16 protein-coding genes and 2 tRNA genes are annotated in these 25,960 nt (G+C 74.8%); 10 read left to right on the plus strand and 8 right to left on the minus strand.

The window, feature by feature from the left end:
* Positions 1–121 precede the first annotated feature (121 nt).
* From ABD249_RS11225 to ABD249_RS11270, 10 genes are all read left to right on the plus strand, one after another.
* Positions 122–352: a hypothetical protein gene (locus ABD249_RS11225; RefSeq protein ID WP_344343551.1), complete on the plus strand. Its 231-nt coding sequence runs from the start codon at positions 122–124 to the stop codon at positions 350–352.
* An 83-nt stretch (positions 353–435) separates the two neighbouring features.
* On the plus strand, positions 436–10,899 hold the full coding sequence (locus tag ABD249_RS11230; protein ID WP_344343553.1) for an amino acid adenylation domain-containing protein: 10,464 nt from the start codon (positions 436–438) through the stop codon (positions 10,897–10,899).
* Positions 10,896–11,105: an MbtH family protein gene (locus ABD249_RS11235; RefSeq protein WP_344343555.1), complete on the plus strand. Its 210-nt coding sequence runs from the start codon at positions 10,896–10,898 to the stop codon at positions 11,103–11,105. The genes ABD249_RS11230 and ABD249_RS11235 overlap by 4 nt, the downstream gene beginning before the upstream one ends.
* Positions 11,102–12,091, plus strand: a complete 990-nt coding sequence (locus ABD249_RS11240) for an ATP-binding cassette domain-containing protein (protein ID WP_344343557.1) — start codon at positions 11,102–11,104, stop codon at positions 12,089–12,091. The genes ABD249_RS11235 and ABD249_RS11240 overlap by 4 nt, the downstream gene beginning before the upstream one ends.
* Entirely contained in the window at positions 12,088–12,885 is a 798-nt protein-coding gene (locus ABD249_RS11245; RefSeq protein WP_344343559.1) for an ABC transporter permease, read from the plus strand. The genes ABD249_RS11240 and ABD249_RS11245 overlap by 4 nt, the downstream gene beginning before the upstream one ends.
* Positions 12,882–13,664, plus strand: coding sequence for a 4'-phosphopantetheinyl transferase superfamily protein (locus tag ABD249_RS11250; protein WP_344343561.1), 783 nt, complete (start codon positions 12,882–12,884; stop codon positions 13,662–13,664). Before ABD249_RS11245 ends, ABD249_RS11250 begins: the two co-directional genes overlap by 4 nt.
* 97 nt (positions 13,665–13,761) lie before the next feature.
* On the plus strand, positions 13,762–15,252 hold the full coding sequence (locus tag ABD249_RS11255) for a S10 family peptidase (RefSeq protein ID WP_344343563.1): 1,491 nt from the start codon (positions 13,762–13,764) through the stop codon (positions 15,250–15,252).
* A gap of 371 nt (positions 15,253–15,623) precedes the next feature.
* Positions 15,624–16,121 carry an NUDIX domain-containing protein gene (locus ABD249_RS11260; RefSeq protein ID WP_344343565.1) on the plus strand — a complete coding sequence of 166 codons (498 nt, stop codon included), beginning with the start codon at positions 15,624–15,626 and terminating at the stop codon, positions 16,119–16,121.
* Positions 16,122–16,195: 74 nt separating this feature from the next.
* A tRNA-Pro gene (locus tag ABD249_RS11265) sits at positions 16,196–16,272 on the plus strand.
* Between the two features lie 203 nt (positions 16,273–16,475).
* Positions 16,476–17,351 carry an oxygenase MpaB family protein gene (locus ABD249_RS11270; protein ID WP_425546329.1) on the plus strand — a complete coding sequence of 292 codons (876 nt, stop codon included), beginning with the start codon at positions 16,476–16,478 and terminating at the stop codon, positions 17,349–17,351.
* A 246-nt stretch (positions 17,352–17,597) separates the two neighbouring features.
* Here ABD249_RS11270 and ABD249_RS11275 read toward each other — a convergent pair whose 3' ends face one another.
* The 8 genes from ABD249_RS11275 to ABD249_RS11310 all read right to left on the minus strand — a co-directional run bounded on the left by ABD249_RS11275 (position 17,598) and on the right by ABD249_RS11310 (position 25,623).
* Positions 17,598–17,900 (minus strand): DUF427 domain-containing protein, encoded by a 303-nt coding sequence (locus ABD249_RS11275; protein WP_344343569.1) that lies wholly within the window; start codon positions 17,898–17,900, stop codon positions 17,598–17,600.
* Positions 17,901–18,024: 124 nt separating this feature from the next.
* Positions 18,025–19,641 carry an Ig-like domain-containing protein gene (locus ABD249_RS11280; RefSeq protein WP_344343570.1) on the minus strand — a complete coding sequence of 539 codons (1,617 nt, stop codon included), beginning with the start codon at positions 19,639–19,641 and terminating at the stop codon, positions 18,025–18,027.
* A gap of 246 nt (positions 19,642–19,887) precedes the next feature.
* Positions 19,888–19,960, minus strand: a tRNA-Leu gene (locus tag ABD249_RS11285).
* A 55-nt stretch (positions 19,961–20,015) separates the two neighbouring features.
* Complete coding sequence (locus ABD249_RS11290) at positions 20,016–20,984, minus strand: NAD-dependent epimerase/dehydratase family protein (protein ID WP_344343571.1); 969 nt, start codon at positions 20,982–20,984, stop codon at positions 20,016–20,018.
* Entirely contained in the window at positions 20,981–23,770 is a 2,790-nt protein-coding gene (locus ABD249_RS11295; RefSeq protein WP_344343572.1) for an alpha/beta fold hydrolase, read from the minus strand. Before ABD249_RS11295 ends, ABD249_RS11290 begins: the two co-directional genes overlap by 4 nt.
* A gap of 16 nt (positions 23,771–23,786) precedes the next feature.
* Entirely contained in the window at positions 23,787–24,860 is a 1,074-nt protein-coding gene (locus ABD249_RS11300; protein ID WP_344343573.1) for a 3-oxoacyl-ACP synthase III, read from the minus strand.
* A 44-nt stretch (positions 24,861–24,904) separates the two neighbouring features.
* Positions 24,905–25,231 (minus strand): glutaredoxin family protein, encoded by a 327-nt coding sequence (locus ABD249_RS11305; RefSeq protein WP_344343574.1) that lies wholly within the window; start codon positions 25,229–25,231, stop codon positions 24,905–24,907.
* 38 nt (positions 25,232–25,269) lie between these two features.
* Complete coding sequence (locus tag ABD249_RS11310; protein ID WP_344343576.1) at positions 25,270–25,623, minus strand: DUF6804 family protein; 354 nt, start codon at positions 25,621–25,623, stop codon at positions 25,270–25,272.
* Positions 25,624–25,960: the final 337 nt, after the last annotated feature.

A 25,960-nucleotide genomic window follows, 5' to 3' on the forward strand; every position in this document is an offset into this window, starting at 1 on the left:
CTGAACCACGCTCAGGATTCGCAACGCCCGGGCTCGTGCGCGATCCAAACCCCGTCGCCGGTCGTCCCGAACGACCAGTCCATGCCCCGACCGGGGCACACGGACCGACGGGGAGGATCCCATGCAGAAGACGACTCGCACCCTGAGCGCAGCGGCAGCCACGGCAGCCCTCGCGATCGGCGGCCTCGCCATCGGCGGCCCCGCGGCGATGGCGGCCGAGCCCACCTCGTCCGTCGTGACGGGCACGACCCCGACCGCCCAGGGGGCGCTCATCGAGGGTCCCCTCGTCGAGGGTCCGCTCGTCGACGTCGGCGGCATCCTCAACTTCCTGCAGATCGGCCAGTTCCAGTAGGCCGCAGCGCCTCGACCGACCGGACCAGCAGGAGCACGAGGCCCCGCGCGATGCGCGGGGTCTCGGCATGAGGAGCGCCACGCATGACCACCACGACAGCGCACGACGCAGGCGCACGACGCATCCCGCTCACCGACGCGCAGCGCGGCATCTGGTACGCCCAGCAGCTCGACGTCGACAACCCGACGTACCAGATCGGGCAGTACCTCGACCTGCGCGGCCGCATCGAGCCGCGGCTCATGCGCATCGCCGTCGCGAAGATCGCCGCCGACCTCGAGGCCGTGAGCCTCCGCCTGCGCGAGGACGGCGACGGACCGTACGCCGTGTCGTCGCCGCCGAGCCCGACGGCCGACCTCCTGGAGGTCGTCGACCTGCGCGCCGTCGAGGCGGAGGCCGCGTTCGCGCAGGCCCGCGCGCGCATGGACCGCGAGATGGCGACGCCTCGCGACCTCACGGGCGACGAGCTCTTCGGCGCCATCCTCTTCGTGCTCCCCGGCGACCGCTCCCTCTTCTTCCAGCGGGTGCACCACATCCTGCTCGACGGGTACGGGGCCGTCGTGGCGCTGCGCTACCTCGCCGGCGTCTACTCGCGCCTCGCTCGCGTGACGCCACGCGGGCGGATGCTCGGGCTCGTCGACGGCGTCGTGGCGCGCGTCGCGGCTCGCATACCGTCGCCGCTGCCGTCGCTCGCCGAGCTGCACGCGTCGATCGACGCGTACGAGGCGTCCGACCAGCGGGCCGTCGACGAGGCCTACTGGACCGAGGCGCTCGCCGACGACGCCGTCGTCGAGGGGCTCGAGGGCCCCACCGGCGGCGTCGCCTCTCGCGTCGTCCGGATCTCGGTGCCCCTCGAGGCGCCGAGGATCGCGCGCCTCGCGGCCCTCGGTCGCGACCTGCCGAAGACCGTGGTCGCGGTCGTCTCGCTCTACATGGCGAAGGTGACCGGCGAGACCCGCGTCTCGGTGGGGCTCCCCGTCACGGCCAGGCGCGGCGCCGTCGCGAAGACGACGCCGTCGATGCTCTCGGCGATCCTGCCGCTGCGCGTCGACGTCGCGCCGACCGCGACCGTCGCCGACGTCGTCGCGCACGCGGGCGACGTCGTGCGCGGCGCCGTGCGCCACCAGCGCTTCCGCGTCGACCGCATCGCCGGTGCGCCGACGTTCGCCGGCCCCTCCATCAACCTGCTCCCCGTCATCGACGCGCTGCGCTTCGGCGACGCGACGGGCGAGGTGCGCATCCTGTCGACCGGCCCGGTCCACGACCTGTCGATCGTCCTGTCCGGGCTCGAGAGCGACGCGGCGGACGCCGTCCTGCAGCTCGAGGGCGACGCCGACGTGCACGGCGAGGACAGCCTGCGCGAGCATGCGACGCGGCTGCTCGCGCTCCTCGACGACGCGCTCGACGACCCGGGGCTCGTCGTCTCGGACGCGTCGATCCTCGCCGCCGACGAGGCGACCGGCCTGCTCGCCCAGGGCGCCGGCGCGCAGGTCGGCATCGCGGCAGAGACGGTGCTGGAGGCGTTCGCGAGCGCCGTCGCGCGACGTCCGCACGAGCCGGCGGTCGTCGCGGCAGACGGCATGGCGACGTTCTCGATGCTCGACGCGGATGCGACGCGCCTCGCGCGCCATCTCGTCGCGCAGGGCGTGGGGCCGGGCGCTCGCGTCGCCGTGCGCATCGAGCGGAGCGCCGCACTGCCGATGCTCGTGCTCGCCGTGCTGCGCGCGGGTGGCGCGTACGTGCCCCTCGACCCCGAGTACCCGATCGACCGCGTCGTGGGCATGGTCGAGGACGCGGCCCCCGTGCTGCTGCTCACGAGCACGGGGCAGCTCGAGCGCGACCGCGCCGCGGGCGCCGACTGGGCGGTGCCGACCCTCGCGATCGACGCCGACACCACGTCGTGGCGGCGCGAGCCCGTCGATCCCGCCGGGTTGCCGATCGCCGCCGACTCCGACCTCGCCTACGTCGTCTTCACCTCCGGCAGCACCGGCCGGCCGAAGGGCGTCGGCGTCGACCGGATCGCGCTGCGCAACCTGTTCCAGCAGCATCGCGCCGAGATGTTCGAGCCCGCCGCCGCGCGGCTCGGCCGCCCCGTGCGCGTCGCGCACACCGCGGGCCTCTCGTTCGACGCGGCGTGGGATCCGCTGCTGTGGCTCTTCGCCGGCCACGAGCTGCACATGATCGACGACGACGCCCGTCGCGACCCGGCGCGCCTCGTGCGACTGCTCGCCGACCACCGCATCGATGCGATCGAGACGACCCCGTCCTTCGCCGAGGCGCTGCTCGCGGTCGGGATGCTCGACGCGCCCAGGCATCCCACGGAGATCGCGCTCGGCGGCGAGGCCGTCGGCCCCGCGCTGTGGGACGCGCTCGCGGCGCGCGACGACATCCACGCCGTGAACCTCTACGGACCGACCGAGACGACGGTCGACAGCCTCATCGCGGTCATCGAGCCCGGCATGCAGCCGCACATCGGCTCGTCGGTGCGCAACGCCCGCCACTACATCCTCGACGCGAGCCTCGCCCCCGTGCCCGATCGCGCCGTCGGGGAGCTGTACCTCGCCGGCGCGAACGTCGCGCTCGGCTACGTCGGACGGCCGGACCTCAGCGCCGAGCGCTTCGTCGCCGACCCGTTCTCGGACGACGGCTCGCGCATGTACCGCACGGGCGACGTCGTGCGCAGGCGGCGCGACGGCTCGCTGCGCTTCGTCGGCCGCATCGACGACCAGGTGAAGATCCGCGGCTACCGCGTCGAGCTCGACGAGGTCGAGGCGGCGATGCGCAGGCAGGACCGCGTCACGCGCGCCGCCGCCGTCGTGCAGGGCGAGGGCGCGACGGCGAGGATCGTCGGCTACGTCACGGCCGACGGGGACCTCGACGGGCTCGGCGCCGCGGTGCGCGAGTCGATGCGCGGCGGCGTGCCCGACTACATGGTGCCCTCGACGATCATGGCGCTCAGCGACCTCCCCATGACCCCGAACGGCAAGCTCGACCGCCGTGCGCTGCCGACGCCCGAGCGCTCGAGCGCCGACCCGGCGCAGCAGCCCCGCACGACGACCCAGCGCATCGTCGCCGAGGCCTTCGCCGAGGTGCTCGACCTCGGCGCCGTCGGCATCGACGAGGACTTCTTCGCCGCGGGCGGGCACTCGCTGCTCGCGACCCGCCTCGCGGCCGCGCTCTCCGAGCGGCTCGACCGGCAGATCACCGTGCGCGACGTCTTCGAGCGCCCGACGGTGGCCGCGCTGGCGGAGCGGGCCGGCGACGTCGGCCTCGAGGCGCGCCCGTCGCGCCTCTCGCGCGCGACGCGGCCCGATCCGCTGCCCGTGTCGCTCGCGCAGCGCAGGCTGTGGTTCCTCAACCGGCTCGAGCCCGACTCGGCCGCGTACGACATCCCCGTCGTGCTGCACCTCGACGGCCCGCTCGACGTCGCCGCCCTCCGTGCGGCGTTCGTCGACGTCGTCGAGCGCCACGAGCCCCTGCGCACCATCGTGCCGATGGTCGACGGCGAGCCCGTGCAGCGCATCCTCGACGGCCCCGACGCCGCGCCGCCCTTCACGGCGATCGACGTGCCTGCCGACCGCGTCGACGCCGTCGTGCGGCAGGAGGCCACGCGCCCGTTCGACGTCACGGCCGAGACGCCGCTGCGCGCCGTGCTCCTGCGCGTCGCCGACGAGCGGCACGTGCTCGTCGCGACGATGCACCACATCGCGTCCGATGGCTGGTCGCTCGCGCCCTTCGCCCGCGACCTCGGCACCGCGTACGTCGCACGCGCCGCGGGCAGCGAGCCCGGCTGGTCGCCGCTCGCCGTCGACTACGCCGACTTCGCGCTGTGGCAGCGCGAGCACCTGGGGTCGGCGGACGACCCGGACAGCGAGCTCTCGACGCAGCTCGCGCACTGGCGCCGCGCGCTCGCGGGCGCACCGGAGGAGATCTCCCTGCCGCGCGACCGCGCCCGAGGGGCCGCGGACGCGAGCGATCCCGCGCAGCAGGGCGTCGGCGAGGTCGCGCTCTCGCTCGACGCCGACCGCCACGCGGCGGTGCGCGAGCTCGCGAGCGACCATCGCACGAGCCTGTTCATCGTGCTGCACGCCGCCGTCGCGGCGATGCTCGAGCAGCAGGGTGCGGGGGAGGACGTCGTCGTCGGGACGCCCGTCGCCGGTCGCACCGACCCGCAGCTCGACGACCTCGTCGGCTTCTTCGTCAACACGGTCGTGCTACGCACGTCGCTTGCGGGCGATCCGACGCTCGAGGAGCTGCTCGAGCGCGTGCGCACGAGCAACACCGAGGCGTACGCGCACCAGGACGTGCCGTTCGACGCCGTCGTCGACGCGCTACGGCCGGCGCGCGTCGCCGACCGGCCGCCGCTGTTCCAGGTGCTGCTCACGCTCCAGAGCACCGAGCCGGCGTCCCTCGACCTCGGCGACGTCGCCGTGACGGTGCCCGGGCAGGTCACGAGCGCCGGCGTGAAGGCGGACCTGCTGATCGACGTGTCGACCCCCGAGGGCGACGACGGCCCTCTCGTGGCGACGCTCGGCTACGACCGCGCGCTCTTCGACGCCGCGACGGCGGAGCGGATGCGCGACGCGCTCGACCGCGTGCTCGCGAGCTTCGTCGCGTCGCCGGATCGCCGCGTCTCCGACATCCCCGCCGTCGACGACGCCACGCGGCGCGTCCTCGAGGAGCAGGCCGCCGGTCGTCCGCTCGTGGTCTCGGGCACCGTGCTCGACCGCCTGCAGGCGACGATCGCGGCGCGGCCGGACGTCGACGCGCTCGTCGACGCCGCCGGCACGACGACCTTCGCGCAGCTCGGCGCGCGCGTGGATCGCGTCGCCGCGGGCCTCGCGGCATCGGGCGTTGCCTGCGGCGATCGGGTCGCGATCGCGCTGCCGCGATCCTCGGACGCCATCGTCGTCGTGCTCGGCGCGCTGCGTGCCGGCGCCGTCGCGGTGCCGATCGACGTCGCCTACCCCGACGCCCGCATCGGGCAGATCCTCGTCGGCGCCGAGGCGACGCTCATCGTCGCCGAGGACGCCGACCGCGCGTCGCGCATCGTCGAGGCCTCCGACCTCGCAGCGCCTCCGCCGGTGGTCGCCACCCGCGACGTCGAGGCGGCCGGGTCCGAGGCGCCGTCGCCGACCGCGCCCGTGGCGGCCGACGCCGCCTACCTCGTCTACACCTCCGGCACGACCGGTGCGCCCAAGGGCGTGCAGGTGGCGCACGGTGCGCTCGCGACCGTGCTCGCGCAGCACGAGGACGCGATGATCGGCCCCGTGCGCGCCCGCCTCGCCCGCGCACCCCGCATGCTCCACCTCTCGGGCCTCGGCTTCGACGCCGCGTGGGACCCGATCCTCTGGCTCGTCGCCGGCACGACCCTCGAGGTCGCGAGCGACGCGACGCGCACCGATGCCGAGGCCGTCGTGCGCACGATCGCCGAGCGCGAGGTCGACGTGCTCGAGACCACCCCCTCCTACGCGCAGCAGCTCGTCGCGGTCGGCCTGCTCGACGCGATCGCCGAGCGCGCGACGCCCCTCACGGTCGCGCTGGGCGGCGAGGCCGTGCCGCAGTCCCTCTGGGATGCGCTGGCGAGCGCCGACGCGGTCGAGGGCTGGAACCTGTACGGCCCGAGCGAGGCGACCGTCGACGCCGTCGTCGCACGCATCCTCCCGGGCGCCGTCACGATCGGCGCGCCCGTCGCCACCGTCACCGCGCGCGTGCTCGACCGCCTGCTGCAGCCGGTGCCGCACGGCGTCGAGGGAGAGCTCTACCTGTCGGGCGCGACCCTCGCGCACGGCTACCGCGGGCGCAGCGCCGAGACGGCCGGGCGCTTCGTCGCCGATCCGTCCGGCGACGGCACGCGCATGTACCGCACGGGCGACGTCGTGCGCCGCCGCGTCACCGGCGAGCTCGAGTTCCTGCGCCGCGACGACGACCAGGTCAAGCTGCGCGGCTATCGCATCGAGGTGGGCGACGTCGCGCGCTCGCTCGAGCGCGCCCCCGGCGTGCGCGCGGCCGTCGCACGCGTCGTCGGCACCGCCGAGTCCGCACGGCTCGTCGCGTGGGTCGCCGGCGACGTCGATGCCGACGCCGTGCGCCGCACGGCCGCCGCCGAGCTGCCCGAGCACATGGTGCCCGCGGCCATCGCGGTCGTCGACGCGATCCCGCTCACCCCCAACGGCAAGGTCGACCTCGCCGCGCTGCCCGAGCCGACGGCCTCGGGCGGCTCCCGCGAGCCGGAGACGGACGACGAGCGCGCGATGTGCCGCATCGTCGGCGACGTGCTCTCCGTGCGCGACGTCGGCCTCGACGACGACTTCTTCGCGCTCGGCGGGCACTCGCTGCTCGCGGTGTCGCTCATGGGCCGCATCCGCGACGAGCTCGGCGCGACGCTGCCGCTGCGCACGGTCTTCGACGCTCCGACGCCCGCGGGCATGCTCGCCGCGATCGGCGCCGGCGGCGGCGCAGGCCCGGCGCAGGAGCGTGCGGACGAGGCGCCCGCGCTGCGCGCCTGGGCCGCCGAGCACCCGCGCGTCGACGGCGAGCCGCTGCCGCTGTCGCCCAACCAGGCGCGGCTGTGGTTCCTCAACCGGCTCGACCCGGCGTCGGCGGAGTACGCCGTCGTGCTGCAGGCGACGATCGAGGGCGACCTCGACGTCCCGGCGCTCGGCCATGCGATCGACGACCTGGTCGCTCGCCACGAGGTGCTGCGCACGACCTACCCCGAGGTCGACGGACGACCGGTGCAGCGCATCCACGCGCCACGCACGGGCATCCTCGGCACCGAGGCGATCGACACCGCCGCGGGCTTCGACCTCGTCGTCGACCAGCCGGTGCGCGCCGCGCTCGTCGCGGTGGGCGACCGTCGGTGGCGGCTCGACCTCGTCATCCACCACGTCGCCACCGACGGCGCATCGCTCGCGCCGCTCGCACGCGACGTCGCCACCGCCTATGCGGCCCGCACGGGCGGCACCGCCCGCGCGCAGCGTCCGCTCGCCGTGCAGTACGCGGACTTCGCGCGCATGCAGCGGGCGCTCGAGGACGCCGACGGCGGCAGGCACGACGCCTCGCTGGCGGCGTGGACGACGCGCCTGGCCGGCATCCCGGACGAGCTCGAGCTGCCCGCCGACGGCCGCAGGCCCGAGACGGCCTCGCGTGCCGCTCGGCAGGTGCGCTTCACGATCCCCGCGGCCGTCGCCACCGCCGTGCAGGCCGCGGCCGGCCAGGCGCGGGCGAGCGGGTTCCACGCGTGGCTCGCGGGCCTCGCCGGCTACCTGCACCGCATCGGCGCCGGCGACGACGTCGTGATCGGCTCGCCGTCGGCGGGTCGCACGGATCCCGACGTCGCCGAGCTCGTCGGCTTCTTCGTCAACACGCTGCCGCTGCGGCTCGACCTCTCGGACGCCCCGAGCCTCGCCGAGGCGATCGCCCGGGCGCGCACCGCGACGCTGCACGCGATCGAGCACGAGTCGGTGCCGTTCGAGCGCATCGTCGAGGCGATGGCACCCGAGCGCCGCCTCGGCAGGCACCCGCTGTTCCAGACGATGCTCTCGGTCGAGGAGCCCACGGGCGTCGCGCTCGAGCTGCCGGGCGTCTCGACGACCCCCATGGAGCCCGACACGACCGGCGCCGCCAAGGTCGACCTGTCGTTCACGCTGCGACCGCAGCCGAGCGGCGACGTCGAGGGCGTGCTCGAGCACGACGCCGCCATGTTCGGCGACCTCGCCGCGCGCGGGCTCGTCGACCGGTGGATCGCCTTCCTCGCCGCCGCCGCGCAGGCTCCCCAGCAGCCGCTGCGAGACGTGCCGGTGGCGCAGAGCGCCGACCGGCTCGCCGGATGGCCGGCCGCCGACGCCGCGCCCGTCGCGCTGCTCGACGCGCTCGCCGCGTCGACCGCCGCTCGCCCGGACGCGACCGCGATCGTCGCACCGGACGCGACGCTCCACGCCGCGGCGCTCGCCGAGCGCGTCGCCCGCATCGCGGGAGGGCTCGCCGCCGCCGGCGTGACGCCCGGCGACGTCGTCGCCGTGCGCCTGCCGCGCTCGGCCGACACGATCGCCGCGCTGCTCGCCGTCTGGCACGCGGGTGCCGTCGCATCGCCCGTCGACGCGGAGCTCCCGCACGAGCGGGTCGTCTCGATGCTCGGCACCGCCGCCGCGCGCCTCGTCGTGCACGCCGACGGCGACGATGCGCCGACCGCCGCAGCGGCAGCGGACGCGGGGATCGACGCGGGCCGCGTCGTGCGCATCGACGGGCTCGTCGACGCCGCTCCCGCGTCGCGCGTCGCCGTGCCGCTCGACGCGGCCGCGTACCTCATCTTCACCTCGGGGACCACGGGCGAGCCCAAGGCGGTGCAGGTGCCCCACCTGGCGCTCGCGAACCTCCTCGCGAGCCACCGGTCGACGCTGCTGCCCGACGCGGGTGGGCGACGGATGCGCCTCGCCCACACGACGGGAGTCGGCTTCGACGCCGCGATGGATCCGATCGTCTGGCTCGCCGCGGGCCACGAGGTCCACGTGGTCGACGACGCGACGCGCCGCGACCCGCAGGCGCTCGTCGCGCTGCTCGACGAGCGCGGCATCGATGCGTGGGAGACGACCCCGAGCTACGTCGCGGCGCTCGCGGCCCAGACGCGGCTCGCCGACGTCCTCGACGCGCGCGACGCCTCTGCACCCTTCGCGATGCTGCTCGGCGGCGAGGCGCTCGACGCCGGGCTGTGGCGCTGGCTGCGCGACCGGCCCGCCGTCGACGCCTGGAACCTGTACGGCCCCACCGAGGTGGGCGTCGACTCCATGGTCGCGCGCGTCGCCGACGCCGAGACGCCCGAGCTGGGCGCCACGACCGTCGCGACCGTCGGCTACGTGCTCGACGGTCGGCTGCGGCCCGCGCCCGTCGGCAGCGTCGGCGAGCTGTGGCTCGCCGGCGGGCAGCTCGCCCACGGCTACGCGGGTCGTGCGGACACGACCGCCGAGCGCTTCGTCGCCGACCCGTTCGCCGCCGACGGCACGCGGATGTACCGCACGGGCGACCTCGTCGTCGTGCGCGACGCCGAGCCGGGGGAGCGGCCGAGCGTCGTCTCGCTCGGGCGCAGCGACGGACAGGTGAAGATCCGCGGGCACCGGGTGGAGCCCGGCGAGGTCGAGGCGCTGCTGCGCGACGTCGACGGCGTCGCGGAGGCCGTCGTGCGCGCGATCGACACCGCTCGCGGCGCCGCCCTCGGCGCCTGGATCGTCGCGGATGCCGGCACGGACGCCGATGCGCTCGCGTCGACCCTCGTCGACCGGCTGCGCGGACGCCTGCCCGACTACATGCTGCCCGTGGGCGTCGTCGCGCTCGACGCCGTGCCGCGCACGCCGAACGGCAAGGTCGATGCGCGCGCGCTGCCCGAGCTGCGCGTGGGCGGCGGCGACGGACGAGCCCCCGAGGGAGCGGCCGAGCTCGCGGTCGCCGCGGCCTTCGCCGAGACGCTCGGCGTGGACGACGTGCGCGCCGACGACTCGTTCTTCGCGCTCGGCGGGCACTCCTTCGTCGCCCAGCCGACCATCCAGTCCATCAACGCGGCGCTCGGGGCGAGCCTGCCCGTGCAGGCGCTCTTCCAGGCGCCCACCGTCGCGGGCCTCGCGGCGCTCGCGACCTCGGGCGGCGGCGACGTCTCCGAGAGCCTGCGCACCATCCTCCCGCTGCGGCGAGAGGGGGAGGGCGAGCCGGTCTTCGCCGTGCATCCCGCGAGCGGGGTGGCGTGGAAGTTCGCGTCGCTCGTGTCGCGCCTGCAGACCCGCAGGCCGATCCTCGGCGTGCAGATGCCCGGCATCGCGCCCGACGAGGTCGAGCCGCCGACCGCCGCATCGTTCGACGAGCTGCTCGACGTCTACGTCGCGGCGATCCGCGCCGAGCAGCCCCGCGGGCCGTACCACCTGGTGGGCTTCTCCTTCGGCGGGCGGCTCGCGCATCACCTCGCGGCCCGCCTGCAGGCCGAGGGCGACGACGTGGCCGTGCTCGCGGTGCTCGACGCCTACCCGACCGAGGGCTCGGCGCTCGACGGCGTCGCGGATCCGGACGACATGTGGCGCGGCTTCCTCGACGCGAACGGCGTCGTGCCGCCCGAGGGCGCGCTCGACGTGCACCGCGTGCTCGCGCTGCTCGACGAGGCGGGGAGCCCGCTCGCCGACGTGCCCGCCGAGGCCGTCGAGCGCATGGTGCGACGCTTCCTGCGGCTCGGCGAGCTGCTCGACGCCGCCCCCGTGCCCGTCGTGGAGGGCGGGATGCACGTGTTCGAGGCCACCGAGCAGGTGCCCGAGACCCGCCCGGCGCCGGTCGCGTGGATGCCGTTCGCGACGGCCGGCGTCACGAGCAGCGCCGTCGGGGCGCGGCACCAGGACATGCTGTCCGATCGCGCGCTCGACGACGTCGCGCCCGTGCTCGACCGGCTCCTCGCGGCGCCGCGACACGCCCAGGAGGGTGAGGCTCCTTCGACTTCGAACCATCTCCGGAAGGGCTCCGAACGACCCCCGACGACCGAGGACGACGACACCGACGTGAACGAGGAGCGACGATGACGAACCCATTCGACGACCAGGACGGCACTTTCCGGGTGCTCGTGAACGAGGCCGGCCAGCACTCGCTGTGGCCCGAGTTCGCAGACGTGCCCCAGGGGTGGGTGGCCGTGTTCGGTCCCGCCTCGAAGGCCGACAGCCTCGCGTACGTGTCGCAGCACTGGCTCGACATCACCCCGCGCGTCGAGAGCGACCGCGTCGCCTCGTGATCTCGATCCAGGGCATCACCAAGCGATTCGGCGACCATCAGGCGCTCGCCGGCGTCGACCTCGAGGTGCCCGAGGGCTCCGTGCAGGGGCTGCTCGGGCCGAACGGCGCAGGCAAGACCACGACGGTGCGCGTGCTGACGACCCTGCTCGACCCGGATGCGGGCGAGGCGATCGTCGCGGGCCACTCCGCGATCACGGCTGGGCACGAGGTGCGTCGGCGCCTGGGCGTCTCCGGTCAGTACGCGGCGGTGGACGAGAAGCTGACGGGGTTCGAGAACCTCACGATGGTCGGCGAGCTGTACGGCATGCGTCGACGCGACGCGAAGGCGCGCGCCCGCGAGCTGCTGCGCGACTTCCGGCTCGACGACGTCGCGGAGACGAAGCGCGCAGGCGCGTACTCGGGCGGCATGCGGCGCAGGCTCGACCTCGCCGGCGCAATCGTCGCCCGCCCGCCCGTCGTGATCCTCGACGAGCCGACGACGGGTCTCGACCCGCGCGGCCGCCGCGACACGTGGGACGCGATCGAGTCGCTCGCCTCCGGCGGCACCACGGTGCTGCTCACGACGCAGTACCTCGAGGAGGCCGACCAGCTCGCCGACGCGATCGCGGTCATCGACGCGGGACGCATCATCGCCGAGGGCACGGCCACCGAGCTGAAGGCGCAGGCGGGCGGTGCGCGCATCGACGTCGTGCTCGCGCCCGGGGCCGACACGGATGCCGCGATCGCGGCCGTGCGCGCGACCGGTCGCGACGCCGAGGTGGACGCGCGCTCGCGCCGCCTCACCGGCGCCGCGCCCGAGGGCAGCGACGCGCTGCTCGACGTCCTGCACGCGCTCGGCCGCGCGCAGGTGCCGGTCTCCGAGGCGGCGCTGCGGCAGCCGACGCTCGACGAGGTCTTCCTCAGGCTCACGGGCCTCCCGGCCACCGAGGAGGCGGACGCGGCCGAGGCCGCCGACGCCCGCGATCCCCAGGAGGTGCGCGCGTGAGCATCGCAGGAGCCATCCGCGACGGCGGCATCATCGCGCGCCGCAACATCGTCGGCGTCCGCAGGACCCCTGGTGCACTCGTCACCGGCGTCGCGCAACCCATCATCTTCGTGCTGATCCTCGCCTTCGTGTTCGGCGGGGCGCTCGGCGGCGACGACTACCGCCAGTTCCTCATCGGCGGCATCCTGGCGCAGACCCTGACCTTCAACTCGTCGTTCACGGCCGTGTACCTCGCGAAGGACCTGCAGACGGGCCTCATCGACCGCTTCCGGGCGCTGCCGATGTCGCGTGTCGGCGTCATCCTGGGGCGGACGACCTCCGACCTCGTGACGAGCATCATCTCGATCCTCGTCATCGTCGCGTGCGGCTTCGCGATCGGCTGGCGGCTCGAGTCGAACGTCCTGCAGATCGTCGTCGTGTTCGGGCTGCTGCTGCTGTACGCGTTCGCGATCTCGTGGATCGGCGCGTTCATCGCCATGACGGCGCGCAGCGTCGAGGTCGCGCAGAGCCTCGGCCTGCTGTGGCTCTTCCCCGTGTGCTTCATCTCGGGCGCGTTCGTCTCGGCGGACATGCTGCCCGGGCCGCTGCGGGTCATCGCCGAGTGGAACCCCGTGACCGCGGTCGCGACGGCCGTGCGGCAGGGCTTCGGCAACGACGCCCCGGCGGGATTCGCGACGGCGGGCGGCTGGCCCGCCGACAACGCGCTGCTCTACGCGTTCCTGTGCTGCGTGGCGATCATCGCCGTGTTCGCGCCGATCGCCGTGACGCAGTACCGCCGCATCAGCCGCCGATGATCGACGTGCTCGCCGCCTCCGTCGACGACGTGCATGCGCTCGCCGACCGGCTGGCGCACGTCGAACGTGGAGCGGCGGGCGCGCGCGCCCTCGTCGACGCGGGCGACCTCGCCGCCGCGGATGCGAAGGTGCGCCCGGAGGATGCGCGCCGCACGCTCGCCGGCCGCGCCGCGCTGCGACTGCTGCTCGCGGCGCGCGCCGGTCGGCCGCTCTCCTCGGCCGCCGGCGTCGCGATCGACCGTGCCTGCTCGCGCTGCGGTGCCCAGCACGGGCAGCCGAGCGTGGCGGGCCTGTCGGTCTCGACGTCGACGTCGGGCGACCACGTCCTGATCGCGGTCGGCGAGCGGGAGGCCGTCGTCGGCGTCGACGTCGAGGTCGTGCCCGACGAGCTCTGGGCCGGCTTCGACGACTACGTCCTCCATCCCCACGAGCGCGGCGGGCTGCCCGCCGGCGATGCGGGGATCTCGCCGCGCATCCGCATCTGGGCGGAGAAGGAGGCGGTGCTGAAGGCGGCCGGGCTCGGGCTGCGCGACGCGCCGGCACGACTGCGCATCTCCGACGTCGAGGTGCCCGGCGGCTGGCCGACCGGTGCCGGGGTGCTCGATCCCGGTGCATGGCGGCCCGTGGCCGCGACCGAGGTGCGCGAGGCGGCCGGCACGTGGGTCACGGCGATCGAGGTCGCCGCCGATGCGTGGGGCGTGCTCGCGGCGGCGGCGCCGCAGCCCATCCGGCGATGGACGATCGGCGACCTGGTCGACGCTCGCCCGAGCGCGGCGTAGGCGCCCACGCCGTCGCCCGACGCCGCTGCGCCGGACCGGCTCGGGTCGCCTCGCGCGACCCGCACGTCGCCCACGGGCGCGAGTAGGGTCGATGGGGATGAGCGACGCAGCCGACACCCCGAAGCCCGCAGCATCCGCACCCACGACCGAGGCGGCTCCGCCGAAGGCCGTCGACGAGCTCGTGACGACGCAGCACGTGCTGTCGACGCCGAGCGGCGACCTCGCGTACACGGCGAAGGCCGGTCGCGTCGTCCTCTACGAGGACAGGGTCGAGGGCGGCGTCTCGAAGGGTCGCGTCGCGACGGCGCAGGTGGGCGTGACGACCTACACGCTCGACGGCGCCGACCCGCTCACGCGGCCGGTGACGTTCGCGTTCAACGGCGGACCGGGCTCGGCGAGCGTCTGGCTGCACATGGGCGTGCTCGGGCCGCGACGCGTCGTCATGGGCGACGCGGGCGACCTGCACGCGCCGCCGTACGGCATCGCCGACAACGTCGACACGATCCTCCACGTCTCCGACCTCGTCCTCATCGACCCGGTGTCGACGGGCAAGTCGCGCGTGGTCGAGGGCGGCTCGGCGAAGGACTTCCACGGCTTCACCGCCGACGTCGAGTCGGTGGGCGAGATCATCCGCCAGTGGGTCACGGCCGAGGGGCGCTGGCTGTCGCCGAAGCTGCTCGCGGGGGAGTCGTACGGCACGACGCGCGCGTCGGCGCTCGCCGAGCACCTGCAGGGCTCCGGCATGTACCTCAACGGCCTCATGCTCATCTCGGCGGTGCTGAACTTCGGCGTGCACGACTTCGAGCCCGGGTCGGATGCCGCATATCCGCGCTTCCTGTCGTTCTACGCCGCGACGGCCCACTTCCACGGCAAGCACCCCGGGCGCACGCTGCAGGAGGTCGTCGCCGAGGCCGAGGCGTACGCCGAGCGCGACTATCCGTACGTGCTCGCGCGCGGCGCGCGCCTGTCGGCGGAGGAGCGGGCGGCGGCGGTGTCGGAGCTCGCACGGCTCACGGGCGTCTCCGAGGACTACGTCTCGCGCTCGGACCTGCGCATGGAGCACTGGCGCTGGTTCGGCGAGCTGCGGCGCGACGAGGGGCTCACGGTGGGTCGCATCGACTCCCGATTCACGGGGTTCGCGGCATCGGGGATCGCGGAGCACATGGATGCGGATCCGTCGATCGACGCCATCCTCGGCCCGTACTCGGCGGCGTTCCAGCACTACCTGCGCGCCGAGCTTGGCGTCGAGGACGCCTCCCCGTTCCACGTCTTCGGTCCGGGCGTGAACCAGGAGTGGTCGTACAAGGAGTTCGAGAACCGCTCGGTGACGGTGACGGATCGCCTGTCGCGCGCGATGCGGCAGAACCCGCACCTGAAGGTGCACGTGGCGTTCGGCTACTACGACGGCGCGACGCCGTTCGGCTGCGCCGAGGACGACCTCGCGCACCTGCGCATCCCCGAGGCCCTGCGGTCGAACATCGAGCGCCGCTACTACGAGGCCGGCCACATGATGTACGTGCACGAGCCGTCCCGCGTGCAGCAGGCGGCCGACCTCGCTGCGTTCGTGCGAAGCGCGACGGAGCGCTGAGAGTCTCCGCCGGTCACGTTCTGCGTCGACTGGTCGCGTTCTGCGCCGACTGGTCGCGTTCTGCGCCGACTGGTCGCGTCCTGCGTCGACTGGTCGCGTCGTGCGTCGACTGGTCGCGTCCCGCGTCGACTGGTCGCATCGTGCGACCGAGAGGTCCAGTTCTGGACCGTTCGACGGGCGAGGGGTCCAGATCTGGACCAATCGATCGCGGCGCCGCGAAGATCGTGACCGCTCGCGCCCTCGGTCCGCAGAACGTGACCAGTCAGGACGGGTGCGGCGTGAGACGCCAACGCGCACGCCGCACGAGCACAGAACGTGACCACTCGACGCCACCCCCTCCGACGCGCACGCCCGGGCGGTAGCGTCGAGGGATGCCCGATCGCCCGCCCATGCCGCCGCGCCATCTGCGCGATCCCGCCGACGACTGGGTGCAGCTGCCCGGTGGCCGCCGCGTCTGGGGGCTCGCGGGGGCTGCCGGACTCCTCGCGTGGTGGCCCGACGATGACGCCGTCCTGCTGCAGCTCCGCGCCGCATGGGGTCACCACGGCGGCACGTGGGGGCTGCCTGGCGGCGCGCGGCGCTTCGGCGAGAGCGCGTTCGACGGCGCGCTGCGCGAGGCAGCCGAGGAGGCGTCCGTGCCGCGCGACGCGATCGAGACGATCTTCGACCACGTGCTCGACCTCGACGTGTGGACGTACACGACCATCGTCGCCCGCGCCACGCGTCGGTTCGAGCCGATCATCGGCGATGCGGAGTCGGATGCCCTGCGCTGGGTGCCGATCGACGAGATGGATGCGCTCGAGCTGCACCCGTCGTTCGCCGCCGCCTGGCCCGGCCTCCTCGCGACGCTCCGCGAGCGCACCGCCTGAGCGGATGCGTGTCACGCACGAGGCGTGGAAGCGGCTAGACTCTCCAAGGCTCGACCGCGAGGTCGTGCCAGCCACGGGCTGTGGCGCAGCTTGGTAGCGCACTTGACTGGGGGTCAAGGGGTCGCAGGTTCAAATCCTGTCAGCCCGACCACATGGTCCTCGGGGCGACGTCCCCAGGAGCCACACGGCGAGAGGCCCCATCCGACTTCCACTCGGGTGGGGCCTCTGTCGTCGTGTGCGACCGCCGGCGCCTGATCGCGCAGAGCGTCATCAGGCCCCGTCCGCCGCCGGGCCCGCCGGCCGCCGCGGTGGCAGGCTGGGGGAGTGACGTCCGACTCGGCTCCTCCCTTCCTGATGCGGATCCGCGGCCGACTGCTCACGGCCCTCGCGGGCGACCCGACCGGCATGGCGCCCTACGTCCGAGCGATCGCGGACGGCGACGACGCGGGGTACTTCGTCGAGGACGGTCCGGCGTGGACCGTCCACGCCGGGATGGGCACGCTGGTCGCCGGCATCCGCGCGCTGCTCCTGCAGGCGCTCCATCCTGGCGCCCTCGCCGGCGTGCACGACTGGTCGCGCTACCGCGAGGAGCCGATCGCGCGCCTGACGGGCACCGTCCGCTGGGTCATCACCCTCACCTACGGGTCGAGGACGCAGTCGGATGCCGAGACCGCCCGGGTCGGCCGCTACCACGGACGCGTGCGGGGCGAGTACGTCGCGGGCGACGGCGCCGAGCGCCCCTACAGCGCCGACGCGCCCGACCTCGTGCGATGGGTGCACCTCGCCTTCACCGACGCGTTCCTGCGGAGCCACCAGGCGTACGGGCGCCCGATCCCCGGCGGCGCCGACGCGTACGTCGCGGACTGGGCCACCGCCGGGCGCCTGATGCGCGTGACCGCCCCGCCCGTCACGGAGGCCGCGCTGCGCGCGGAGATCGACGGCTTCTTCGACCGTGGCGAGCTGCGCCGCGACGAGCGCGTCGACGACGTCGTGCGCTTCCTGCGGAAGCCTCCGTTCCCCGGGCTCATGGGTCTCGCCTACCGCGTGCTGTTCGCCGCAGCCGTCGCGACCCTCCCGCCGCGCGTGCGACGCATGCTCGGTCTGCGTCGCTCGTGGTTGCCGGTGCGGACGGCGACCCGCGTCATCCTCCGCGTGGCCGAGCGCGCCCTGGGCTCCGGCCCCCGCGCGCAGGACATGGCGCGGCTCCGCCTGCGCCGGCTGGGGCTGTAGCGCCGTCCAGCGGAGCCCTCCGGCGCGCGTCCGACGCCGCGAGCTGCGCCGGGCCCTGGTCGAGCGACGCGACGCACGTCCGGTCGAGCGCCTCGCGGATGGGTCGCTGGTCGGATCCGTGCGTGGTCGCCGGCTGCCCGGCGGGGAGGCGCGTCATCGGCGACGGCAGAAGCCCCGATGCGGATCGCATCGGGGCTTCGTCGTGTCCGGGCGCGTACGACGCGGTCGGACGAGGGTCGCGCTCGCTCAGGCGAACGTGACCTGCCGCTTGTCGAACGCGACGTAGCCGCTGTAGTCCGAGCCGACCCGGTCGAAGGATGCGGGGTAGGGCTCGGGGTAGCTCCACGCGGCGTCGTGGTGCGTCGTGCCGCCGGCGGCGACGTCGTGGTACTGCGCGACGCCCTTCCACGGGCACGTGTAGGGCGTGTCGCTGTCGCTGAACGCCGCTGCGTCGAGCGACGACGGCGGGAAGTAGTGGTTGCCCTCGATGCTGACGAGGTCCTCCGTGGGTGCGTCGGCGACGACGACACCGTCGATGATTGCCTGCATGGCTTCGCTCCGTCTCGTTGCGGTGGGCCGTCCGGCCCTGTCTGCACGGTAGCCGACGAGTCTCGGCGGAGGCCATGGCTCGCATCGCAGCGAGGCTCGGCATGGACGGGGCCGCCGCGCAGCCCTACGCGGTGCTGGACGCGCGCCGGCGTGACCGGACGAGCACGCACGCACCACCTGCGGCGAGCAGCAGCAGCCCGAGCGCTCCGGGAGGCACCGGATCCGCACCCGTCGCCGGCAGCGTCGCGACGGAGGATCCGCGGACGACAGGCGCGGTCGGCGTGCGCGGAGTCGGCGCGGCCGCCCCGGGCGTCGGCACGGCAGACGCCTGGGGTGCGGGCGACCCGGGTGCCAGTGACCCGGGTGCCGGCGCCCCGGGCGTCGGCGCCTCGGTCGTGGGCTCGGTCGGCGCCGCAGCCGCCGACACCACCTGCACGAGGGTCGCGGAGGTCGACGCCGCGTTCCGGTCGTCGCCCGGGTAGACCGCCGTGATCGCGTGCGAGCCGACCGGCAGCGTCACCGAGAGCGTCGCGCTGCCGTCGACGAGGGCGACGGTGCCCAGCGGGATCGTGCCGTCGAGGACCTCGACCGTGCCGGTGGGCGAGTCGCCGGCGACGGTCACGGTCAGCACCGTCGCCGCCGGGGTCGTGATCGGGTTCGCGCCCGAGGCGATGGAGGTCGTCGAGGGGGCGAGGGCTGCCAGGACGGTCTGCAGGTAGGGCGGCGAGGTCGACGGGGCGTTCGCGGCGTCGCCGGCGTAGCTCGCCGTGATGCTGTGCACGCCGGGTTGCAGCGCGACCGACGACGAGGCGACGCCGTCGACCACGTCTGCGATGCCGAGGGACGTGGTGCCGTCGAAGAGCTCGACCGTGCCGGTCGGGGAGGCGCCGCTGACGGTCGCGGTCAGCACCGTGGCCGCCGGGGCCGTGACCGGGTTCGCCTCCGACGTGACGGACACCGTCGTCGCGGTCGACCCCGGAAGCACGGTCTGCAGGTACGGCGGCGAGGTCGACGGTGCGTTGCCGGCGTCGCCGGCGTAGCTCGCCGTGATGCTCCGCACGCCGGGCGGCAGGACGGCCGACAGCGTCGCGACGCCTGCGACCACGGGCGCTGTTCCGAGCGAGGACGAGCCGTCGCGGAACTCGACCGTGCCGGTCGGCGAGGTGCCGGTGACGGTCGCGGTGAGCACCGCGGCAGTTGGCAGCGTCACCGTGCCGGCGTCGGAGGTCACGGTCGTCGAGGTCGGCGCGGCAGCGGCGCTCACGACGGAGAGGGTGCCGGGTCCGGTGATCTCGAAGCCGAACTCGCCCGTCGACCCCGCGTAGTAGGTCGACTGGAAGAGGACGTACGTCGTGCCCGCCTCGAGCATGACCGCGGTGCCGAAGCTCGCGTCGTCGATCGATCCCACGCAGCCCGCCGTCGGATCCGCCGGGTCGAACGGCGCGTCGTAGAAGGCGATGAGCCCGTCGCCGCCGCTGAGGTAGAGGTCGGAGCCGAGGTAGCCGCCCGACACGTCGACCGTCACGAGGGCCGTCGAGTGGTGCACGTCGACGCCGACCGCCGGCAGCGCGCACGGGGTCGCGGACCCTCCGACGCGCGAGGCCACGGGATCCGAGGGCGACACCGTGTACGTGAAGGTCGTGGTGGCTGCCTGCGCGGGCGCGGCGGACGTCGCGAGGCCGACGGCCGCGAGCAGGACGATGGATGCGCAGAGGGCGAGGCGACGCAGCAGTGCGGTCATGGGCGTCACGGTATGCGCCGTCGAGCGCTCGCCGGCGTCAGCGCCCGAAGACGTCAACAAAGACGCAATGCCTGGCTCGGAGCCGACGACACCCGATCATGGCGCCAGAGGACGGCGCGGCCGGGGTCGGACGGCTGAGACCGCGACTCCCGGCATCCAGGCGGGGTCGGGCGGAGGGGGCGGGCTGCCCCGTGCGAGGGTGAGCGAGCCGCGCACCGGCGTGCACGGCGTCGCGGAGCGGCGTCGTGCCCCCGGTCGGACTCGAACCGACACTCGAGCGATTTTAAGTCGCCTGCCTCTGCCATTGGGCTACGGGGGCGCGTGCCGCAGGCTCGCCGCGCCGATCCTCTCACCCAGGAGGGCGTGCGCGGCGCTCAGCGCACGTATGCCGCCGCGAGCCTCCGCAGCCCCTCGTCGAGCGTCACCGACGGCGTCCAGTCCAGCGCCTCGCGGATGGGGCGCTGGTCGAACCAGTGGGCCGTCGAGAGCTGCTCGGCGAGGAATCGCGTCATCGGCGGCTCGTCGACTCCTGGCCGCACGGCCCAGACGCGCTCCACGAGCGATCCTGCCGCTCGACCGAGACCGGCGGGGATGCTCCAGCGCGGCGGCGTCACCCCGGCGGCGATGCAGATGCCCGCCATGAGGTCGCCGACGGGTCGCGGCTCGCCGCTGGTGAGCACGAACGCGCGACCGTGGGCGGTCTCGGCACGGCGCAGCGCGGCGGCGATGCCCGTGGCGGCGTTGTCGACGTAGGTCGAGTCGATGAGCGCCGTGCCGCCGTTGAGCAGCGGCAGCCTGCCGCGGCGGGCGCGGTCGACGATGCGCTCGGTGAGCTGCGCGTCGCCCGGACCCCACACGAGGTGCGGGCGGATCGCGACGACGGCGAACGAGGCCGCGTCGCGCGAGAGGGCGAGCAGCTCGGCCTCGGCCTTCGTGCGCGCGTAGTCGCCGCGCGCGTGCTCGGGCGATGCCGGCTCGGCGCCGACGCCGACGAGCGCAGATCCCGCGTGCGCGACCGACGGCGACGACACCTGCACGAAGCGCGTCGCGCCGGCATCCCGTGCCGCGTCGAGCAGCGTGCGCGTGCCCTCGACGTTCACGGCTCGGAACTCCGCCGGGTCGCCGGCGAGCGACACCTTCGCCGCGAGGTGCACGACGCCCTCGACGCCGTCGACCGCGCGTGCGACCGCGCCCGCGTCCGTCACCGTGCCGAGGACGTCGGTGGCGCCGGCGACGCCCGAGGGTCGCCGCTGCAGCGTGCGCACCTCGTGGCCGCTCGCGACGAGCTCGGTCGCCACCGCCCGGCCGAGGAATCCGGACGCGCCCGTGACGAGCACGATCACGGCGCGCCCACCCGCTCGCCGGCGAGCAGCCGGTCGGCCCACGCGGACAGGCGCGTGCGGTCGATCTTCGAGTTGTGGCGGATGTCCGTCGGCAGCGATGGCACGGCGAGCACCGCGACGATCGGCTGCGCCGTCGCAGCACGGACGTCGGCGGCGAGCGCGGCCTCGGCGAGACCGGCGCGCGTCACACCCTCGTGCACCTCGACGACGGCGACGGCCTGCTGGAGGCCCTGCGGCCCGACGCCCACGACGGCGGCGCGGCGCACGGCGGGCACGCGCTCGACGTCCTGCTCGGCCCCCACGGGCGCCACGGGGCCGTCGGCGGTCACGAGCACGTGCGGCAGGCGTCCCTCGACCCACAGGCGACCCTGCGCGTCGAGATGGCCGACGTCGCCGGTGCGGTGCCAGCGGGCCCTTCGAGACGGTCGCTGCGCTTCCTCCTCAGGGAGCGGGGGGTCGGGCTGCGCTCCCTCCTCAGGGAGCGGGTGGGTGGGGAGCGGGGCGAGCGGCGTCGCGCGCTCGGCGGCGCGGTCGGTGAGCGCGAGGCGGTCGTAGCCCTGCTTGAGGTGCGGCGCCGAGACGACGATCTCGCCGAGCACGCCGGGCTCGTCGCTCGGTGCACCCGAGGCGACCCCGTCGGCGTCGAGCGCGCTCACGAGCACGCGGTTCGCGCCGATGGGCGTGCCCACGCACACGCCCGCGTCGGGCTGCGTCGCCGCGGCGAGGATGCCGTCGAGCGTCACGTCGGTGACGAGGAGGCACTCGGTCATGCCGTAGGGCGTGTGGGGCGTCGCGTTCGGCATGAGCGCGAGCGCGGAGGCGAGCAGCTCGGGCGACACCGGCGCCCCCGTGGAGAGGAAGGTGCGGACGGTCGCGAGGTCGGCGCGGTCCGCATCCGTGAGCGCGCCCGCGGTCGCGACGACGTTGAGGATCGCGGCGGGGGAGAGGAAGACGATGCTGCCCTCGGATGCGCGCACGGCCGCTGCGACCGCCCGGGCCGTGAGCGTGCGCGGCGACGACACGTCCATGTCGGGCGTCGCCGAGCGCGTGCCGAGGGCGGGGCCGAGCAGCGCGAACGGGGCGAAGCCCGTGACGAGGCCGGTGTCGCGCGTGATGGCGAAGTGCTCGGCGAGCACGTCGCGCAGCGCCGACAGCTGCCGGTGGCGGTAGACGACGCCCTTCGCGGGCCCCGTCGACCCGGAGGTGAAGAGGATCGCGGCCTCGTCGTCCGGGCCGGGTGCGGCCGGCAGCGGCGCGTCGGCGCCGAGGGCCGCGACGTCGCCGAGCGAGCATGCGACGCCGAGCGCCGCGGCAGCCGCCGCGGGCAGGCGGCGGGCGGAGACGCGGAGGCCGGGCCAGCCGAGCGCTCGAGCCGCCGCGAGGCCCGGGACCTCTCCGATCACGACGTCGGGCCACGCGCCGCGCACGGCACGCGTGAGCCCGCGGACGCCGAGACCGGCATCCGCCACGACGACGACGGCGCCGATGCGCAGGCACGCGTAGAGGGCGGCGGTGAGCGTCGGTCCGGGCGGCACGAGCAGCGACACGCGGTCGCCGCGCTGCACGCCCATGCTCGACAGGCCCGCGGCGATGCGTCGCACGCGGTCGTCGAGCATGCGCCAGGAGACCTCGCGGGGCGGGCGGCCGTCGCCGCCGGCCATGTCGATCACGGCGATCGCGTCGTCGTCGCGACGCGCGTCGAGGCCGTGCCAGATCGGCGTGAAGGCGTCGGTCGCGTGCGTCGCGTCGGTCGCGACCGGCGAGGCTCGCGAGCGCGCGCCGCCGTGCGGTGCGGCATCCGGCGCGGCAGCATCCGAGCCCGCCCCGCCCGAGCCGACGGCCCCGTCCGCGAGCCACGCCACGATCGCCTCCGCGATCGGCCGATCCTCCGCGACGAGATGGCTCGCGCCCTCGAAGCGGTGCACGTCGGCGTGCGGCAGCCGGTCGACGAGGTCGTCGAGGTAGCGGTCGGAGAAGATCGGGTCGCGCGGACCCCACAGCATGAGCGCGGGCACGTCGAGCCGGGCGATGCCGTCGGCGATGCGCGCGAGCTCGGCGTGGCTCTCATGACGGGCGTCGACGGGGATGTCGGCGACGAAGCCGCCGATGCCCCCGCGGCGTGCCGCCGAGTCGTAGGGGGCGCGATAGGCGGCGCGCACGGCGGGCTCGAGCGCCGGCGTCGCGAGGGCGAGCGTCGTGTCGAGGAAGGCCGTGGTGCCGACGGTCGAGGCCGCGAGCATGCCGCGTGCGCCGGCGAGGCGCAGCGGCGCAGGGATCGGCACGCCCTCGGGGTGATGGATGGCCGTGTTCAGCAGCATGACGCCGGCGAGCGACTCGGGGTGGTCGACAGCCCACGACATCGACACGACGCCGCCCCAGTCGTGCCCGAGGGTGACGACGGGGCCGTCGAGGCGGATGGCGTCGGTGAGGGCTGCCAGGTCGGCGACGCGCTGCGTCAGCGGCCGGTGCAGCCCGGTGCGCTCGGACCAGCCCATCTCCAGCTGGTCGACGGCGACGACCCGCCATGCGGGCGCCCCGGCCTCGGCGGCTCGCACGGTCGCGGCCGCGACGTGACGCCACAGGTACGACCAGGTGGGGTTGCCGTGCACGGCGAGGATCGTGCCCACGATCTCGGCGCCGGCCTCCTCGAGCACCGCGGCGGTGTCGAGGCAGTGCCAGCCGCGCGTCATGCCCTCGTCGATGCCGCGGCCGGGCACGCGCACGACGCGGCTCCACCGCGCGTCGAGCCCGGGGAGCCCCTCGGGCGGGAGCGATGCGGCGGTCATGCGGTCGCGGATGCCGTCACCACGCGAGCTCGAGCATCGCGGTGTTGAGGCCCGAGCCCACGCCCATGAGCAGCACGCGATCGCCCTTCGCGAGCGTCGCCTGCTCCTCGACGAGCGTGATGGGGATGGAGGCGGGGCCGACGTTGCCGAGGCGCTCGTACGTCGTGGGCACGCGCGAGCGGTCGAGCTTGGCGGCCTTCACGATCGCGTTCGTGTGGACGGACGAGACCTGGTGCGTGATGTAGCGGTCCATGGTCGCCCAGTCCCACTCGCTCGAGGCCTCCTTCCACGCCGACACGACGAGGTCGAGCCCGCCCTTCAGCAGGGCCTTCGCATCCGTGAACATGCCGTCGACGCTGCCGACGCACAGGTCGTGGAACTGCGTCGCGGCGCGCGTGACGCCGCCGAGGATGCGGTGCGCGTCGGGGTGCTCGTCGGTACGACCGAGCACGGCCGCCGCGGCGCCCGACCCAAGCGTGAGGGAGGCGAACTCGCTCATGAACGCCTCGCGGTCGCCGTCGGCGTCGACGAGGCGGCGGATGGTGTTCGTCTGGATCTCGTCGGCGTCCTCGCCGTTCACGACCATCGCGTAGCGGATCTGGCCGGACTCGATCATGCCGGCGGCGAGGCTCAGGCCGCTGACGAAGCCGAGGCACGCGTTCGCGACGTCGAAGTTGATCGCCGAGCTCGGCAGGCCGAGGCCGTTGTGGAGGCGCACGGCGACCGACGGCTCGAGGTGCGGTCGCGAGACGGACGTGTTGATGATGAGCCCGACCTCGGAGGGGTCGACGCCCGCCTCGGCGAGCGCGCGGCGACCGGCGTCGACGGTCGCGTCGTCGGACGACTCGCCCTCGGACCAGTTGCGCCGCTCGAGCACGCCGGCGACGCGGCGCAGCAGCCCCGGGCGCAGGCGCAGGCGCGCGAGCGCGGACGCGAGGCGACCCTCGATGTCGTCGGATGTGGTCACCCGACTGGGCAGGGTGCTCGCGACCGACAGCAGGGATACGTTGTCGAAGCGGGTGGTGGCGTTGCCGGCCACGGGACCTCCGTCGTGCGAACCCGGCTGGTTCGCTTGGTCAAGACGAATCATTTTACGCCTGTCCGCATGGTCGCCGTGCGGCATGCGACCTGTGCTCACGAACCAGGTCGCCGTGCGCCCGACAGCGCCTGCTCGGCGGCGACGAGCACCTGCGGCACCGAGGGGACCCCGGCGGCGCGCAGCAGCTCGCGGCCCGACGCGTCGCGGACGATGGTCGTCGGCGACTGCACGATGCCCATGCGCTCGCCGAGCTCCGGCTCGAGCGCGAGGTCGTGCTCGGTGACGACGGCGCCGGGCACGAGGCCCGCTGCCCGCTCGAGCACCGCGCGCGTCTGGCGGCAGGCGCCGCAGAACGAGGTGGAGAACAGCTCGAGGCGCACCGTCGGGGACCCGCCGGGGGCGTCGTCGGTCTCGTGCTCCATGCAGGGGACAACCCGGCCCGCCGCGGTGCCATTCCGCCTCAGTCCTCGACGCGCGCCTTCACGAGCGCGCCCGCGGTGAGGAAGACGAGCCCGGCGACGACGTGCGCGCCGATCCACCACGGTCCGGCCATCTCGAAGGGGTACAGCGGGTTCCAGGCGATCGCGATCGCCGCCATCGGCGGGATCCACCACCAGTGGCCGGCCTGCCCGGCGAAGACCGCGACGATGACCGCGAGGATCGCCATGGCGAACACGACGACGATGTGGATGCCCTGGCCCAGCAGCGCAGGACCGACGAAGGCCGCGACGGCGCCGAGCACGCCCGGCGCGATGGCGTTGCGCTGGAACTCCGGCGTCGCGGGGCTCGTGCGCGGCTGGCGCGACGACGGCATGGCACTCCTCGGGCTGGTCGGGATCCGGTCGGGATCGACCCGTCGATCCTCTCGCACCGCGCGGTGGGCATCGGACACGTCTCCCGTCAGGCTCGCGGACGCGGACCGTACGGGTCGACCCCGGCGCGGGCGTGGAGTGCGGCGGTGCCAGCCCGTCGCGCTCCTGCGGAGGGACGGCGTCGCGACCGTGCGATCCGGTGGCCCGCCGCATCCGCGCGTGAGCGGGGTGTCGGCCGGATGACGCGTTCGACGCGCCGCTCAGCCGTGATCGCGGCGGTCCGGGCTGCACTGCCTGCCGCGAGATCCTCGCCCACGGCGGCTGCGTCCGGGCGTAGGG

This window comes from Agrococcus versicolor, from assembly GCF_039531815.1.
Taxonomy (GTDB): domain Bacteria; phylum Actinomycetota; class Actinomycetes; order Actinomycetales; family Microbacteriaceae; genus Agrococcus; species Agrococcus versicolor.

What these genes read in the sequence shown, in the direction of transcription:
- ABD249_RS11225 (WP_344343551.1), top strand. Translation starts at nt 122, where the DNA reads ATGCAGAAGACGACTCGCACCCTGAGCGCAGCGGCAGCCACGGCAGCC.
- ABD249_RS11230 (WP_344343553.1), top strand. Translation starts at nt 436, where the DNA reads ATGACCACCACGACAGCGCACGACGCAGGCGCACGACGCATCCCGCTC.
- ABD249_RS11235 (WP_344343555.1), top strand. Translation starts at nt 10,896, where the DNA reads ATGACGAACCCATTCGACGACCAGGACGGCACTTTCCGGGTGCTCGTG.
- ABD249_RS11250 (WP_344343561.1), top strand. Translation starts at nt 12,882, where the DNA reads ATGATCGACGTGCTCGCCGCCTCCGTCGACGACGTGCATGCGCTCGCC.
- ABD249_RS11255 (WP_344343563.1), top strand. Translation starts at nt 13,762, where the DNA reads ATGAGCGACGCAGCCGACACCCCGAAGCCCGCAGCATCCGCACCCACG.
- ABD249_RS11260 (WP_344343565.1), top strand. Translation starts at nt 15,624, where the DNA reads ATGCCCGATCGCCCGCCCATGCCGCCGCGCCATCTGCGCGATCCCGCC.
- ABD249_RS11270 (WP_425546329.1), top strand. Translation starts at nt 16,476, where the DNA reads ATGCGGATCCGCGGCCGACTGCTCACGGCCCTCGCGGGCGACCCGACC.
- ABD249_RS11275 (WP_344343569.1), bottom strand. Translation starts at nt 17,900, where the DNA reads ATGCAGGCAATCATCGACGGTGTCGTCGTCGCCGACGCACCCACGGAG.
- ABD249_RS11280 (WP_344343570.1), bottom strand. Translation starts at nt 19,641, where the DNA reads ATGACCGCACTGCTGCGTCGCCTCGCCCTCTGCGCATCCATCGTCCTG.
- ABD249_RS11295 (WP_344343572.1), bottom strand. Translation starts at nt 23,770, where the DNA reads ATGACCGCCGCATCGCTCCCGCCCGAGGGGCTCCCCGGGCTCGACGCG.
- ABD249_RS11300 (WP_344343573.1), bottom strand. Translation starts at nt 24,860, where the DNA reads ATGATTCGTCTTGACCAAGCGAACCAGCCGGGTTCGCACGACGGAGGT.
- ABD249_RS11305 (WP_344343574.1), bottom strand. Translation starts at nt 25,231, where the DNA reads ATGGAGCACGAGACCGACGACGCCCCCGGCGGGTCCCCGACGGTGCGC.
- ABD249_RS11310 (WP_344343576.1), bottom strand. Translation starts at nt 25,623, where the DNA reads ATGCCGTCGTCGCGCCAGCCGCGCACGAGCCCCGCGACGCCGGAGTTC.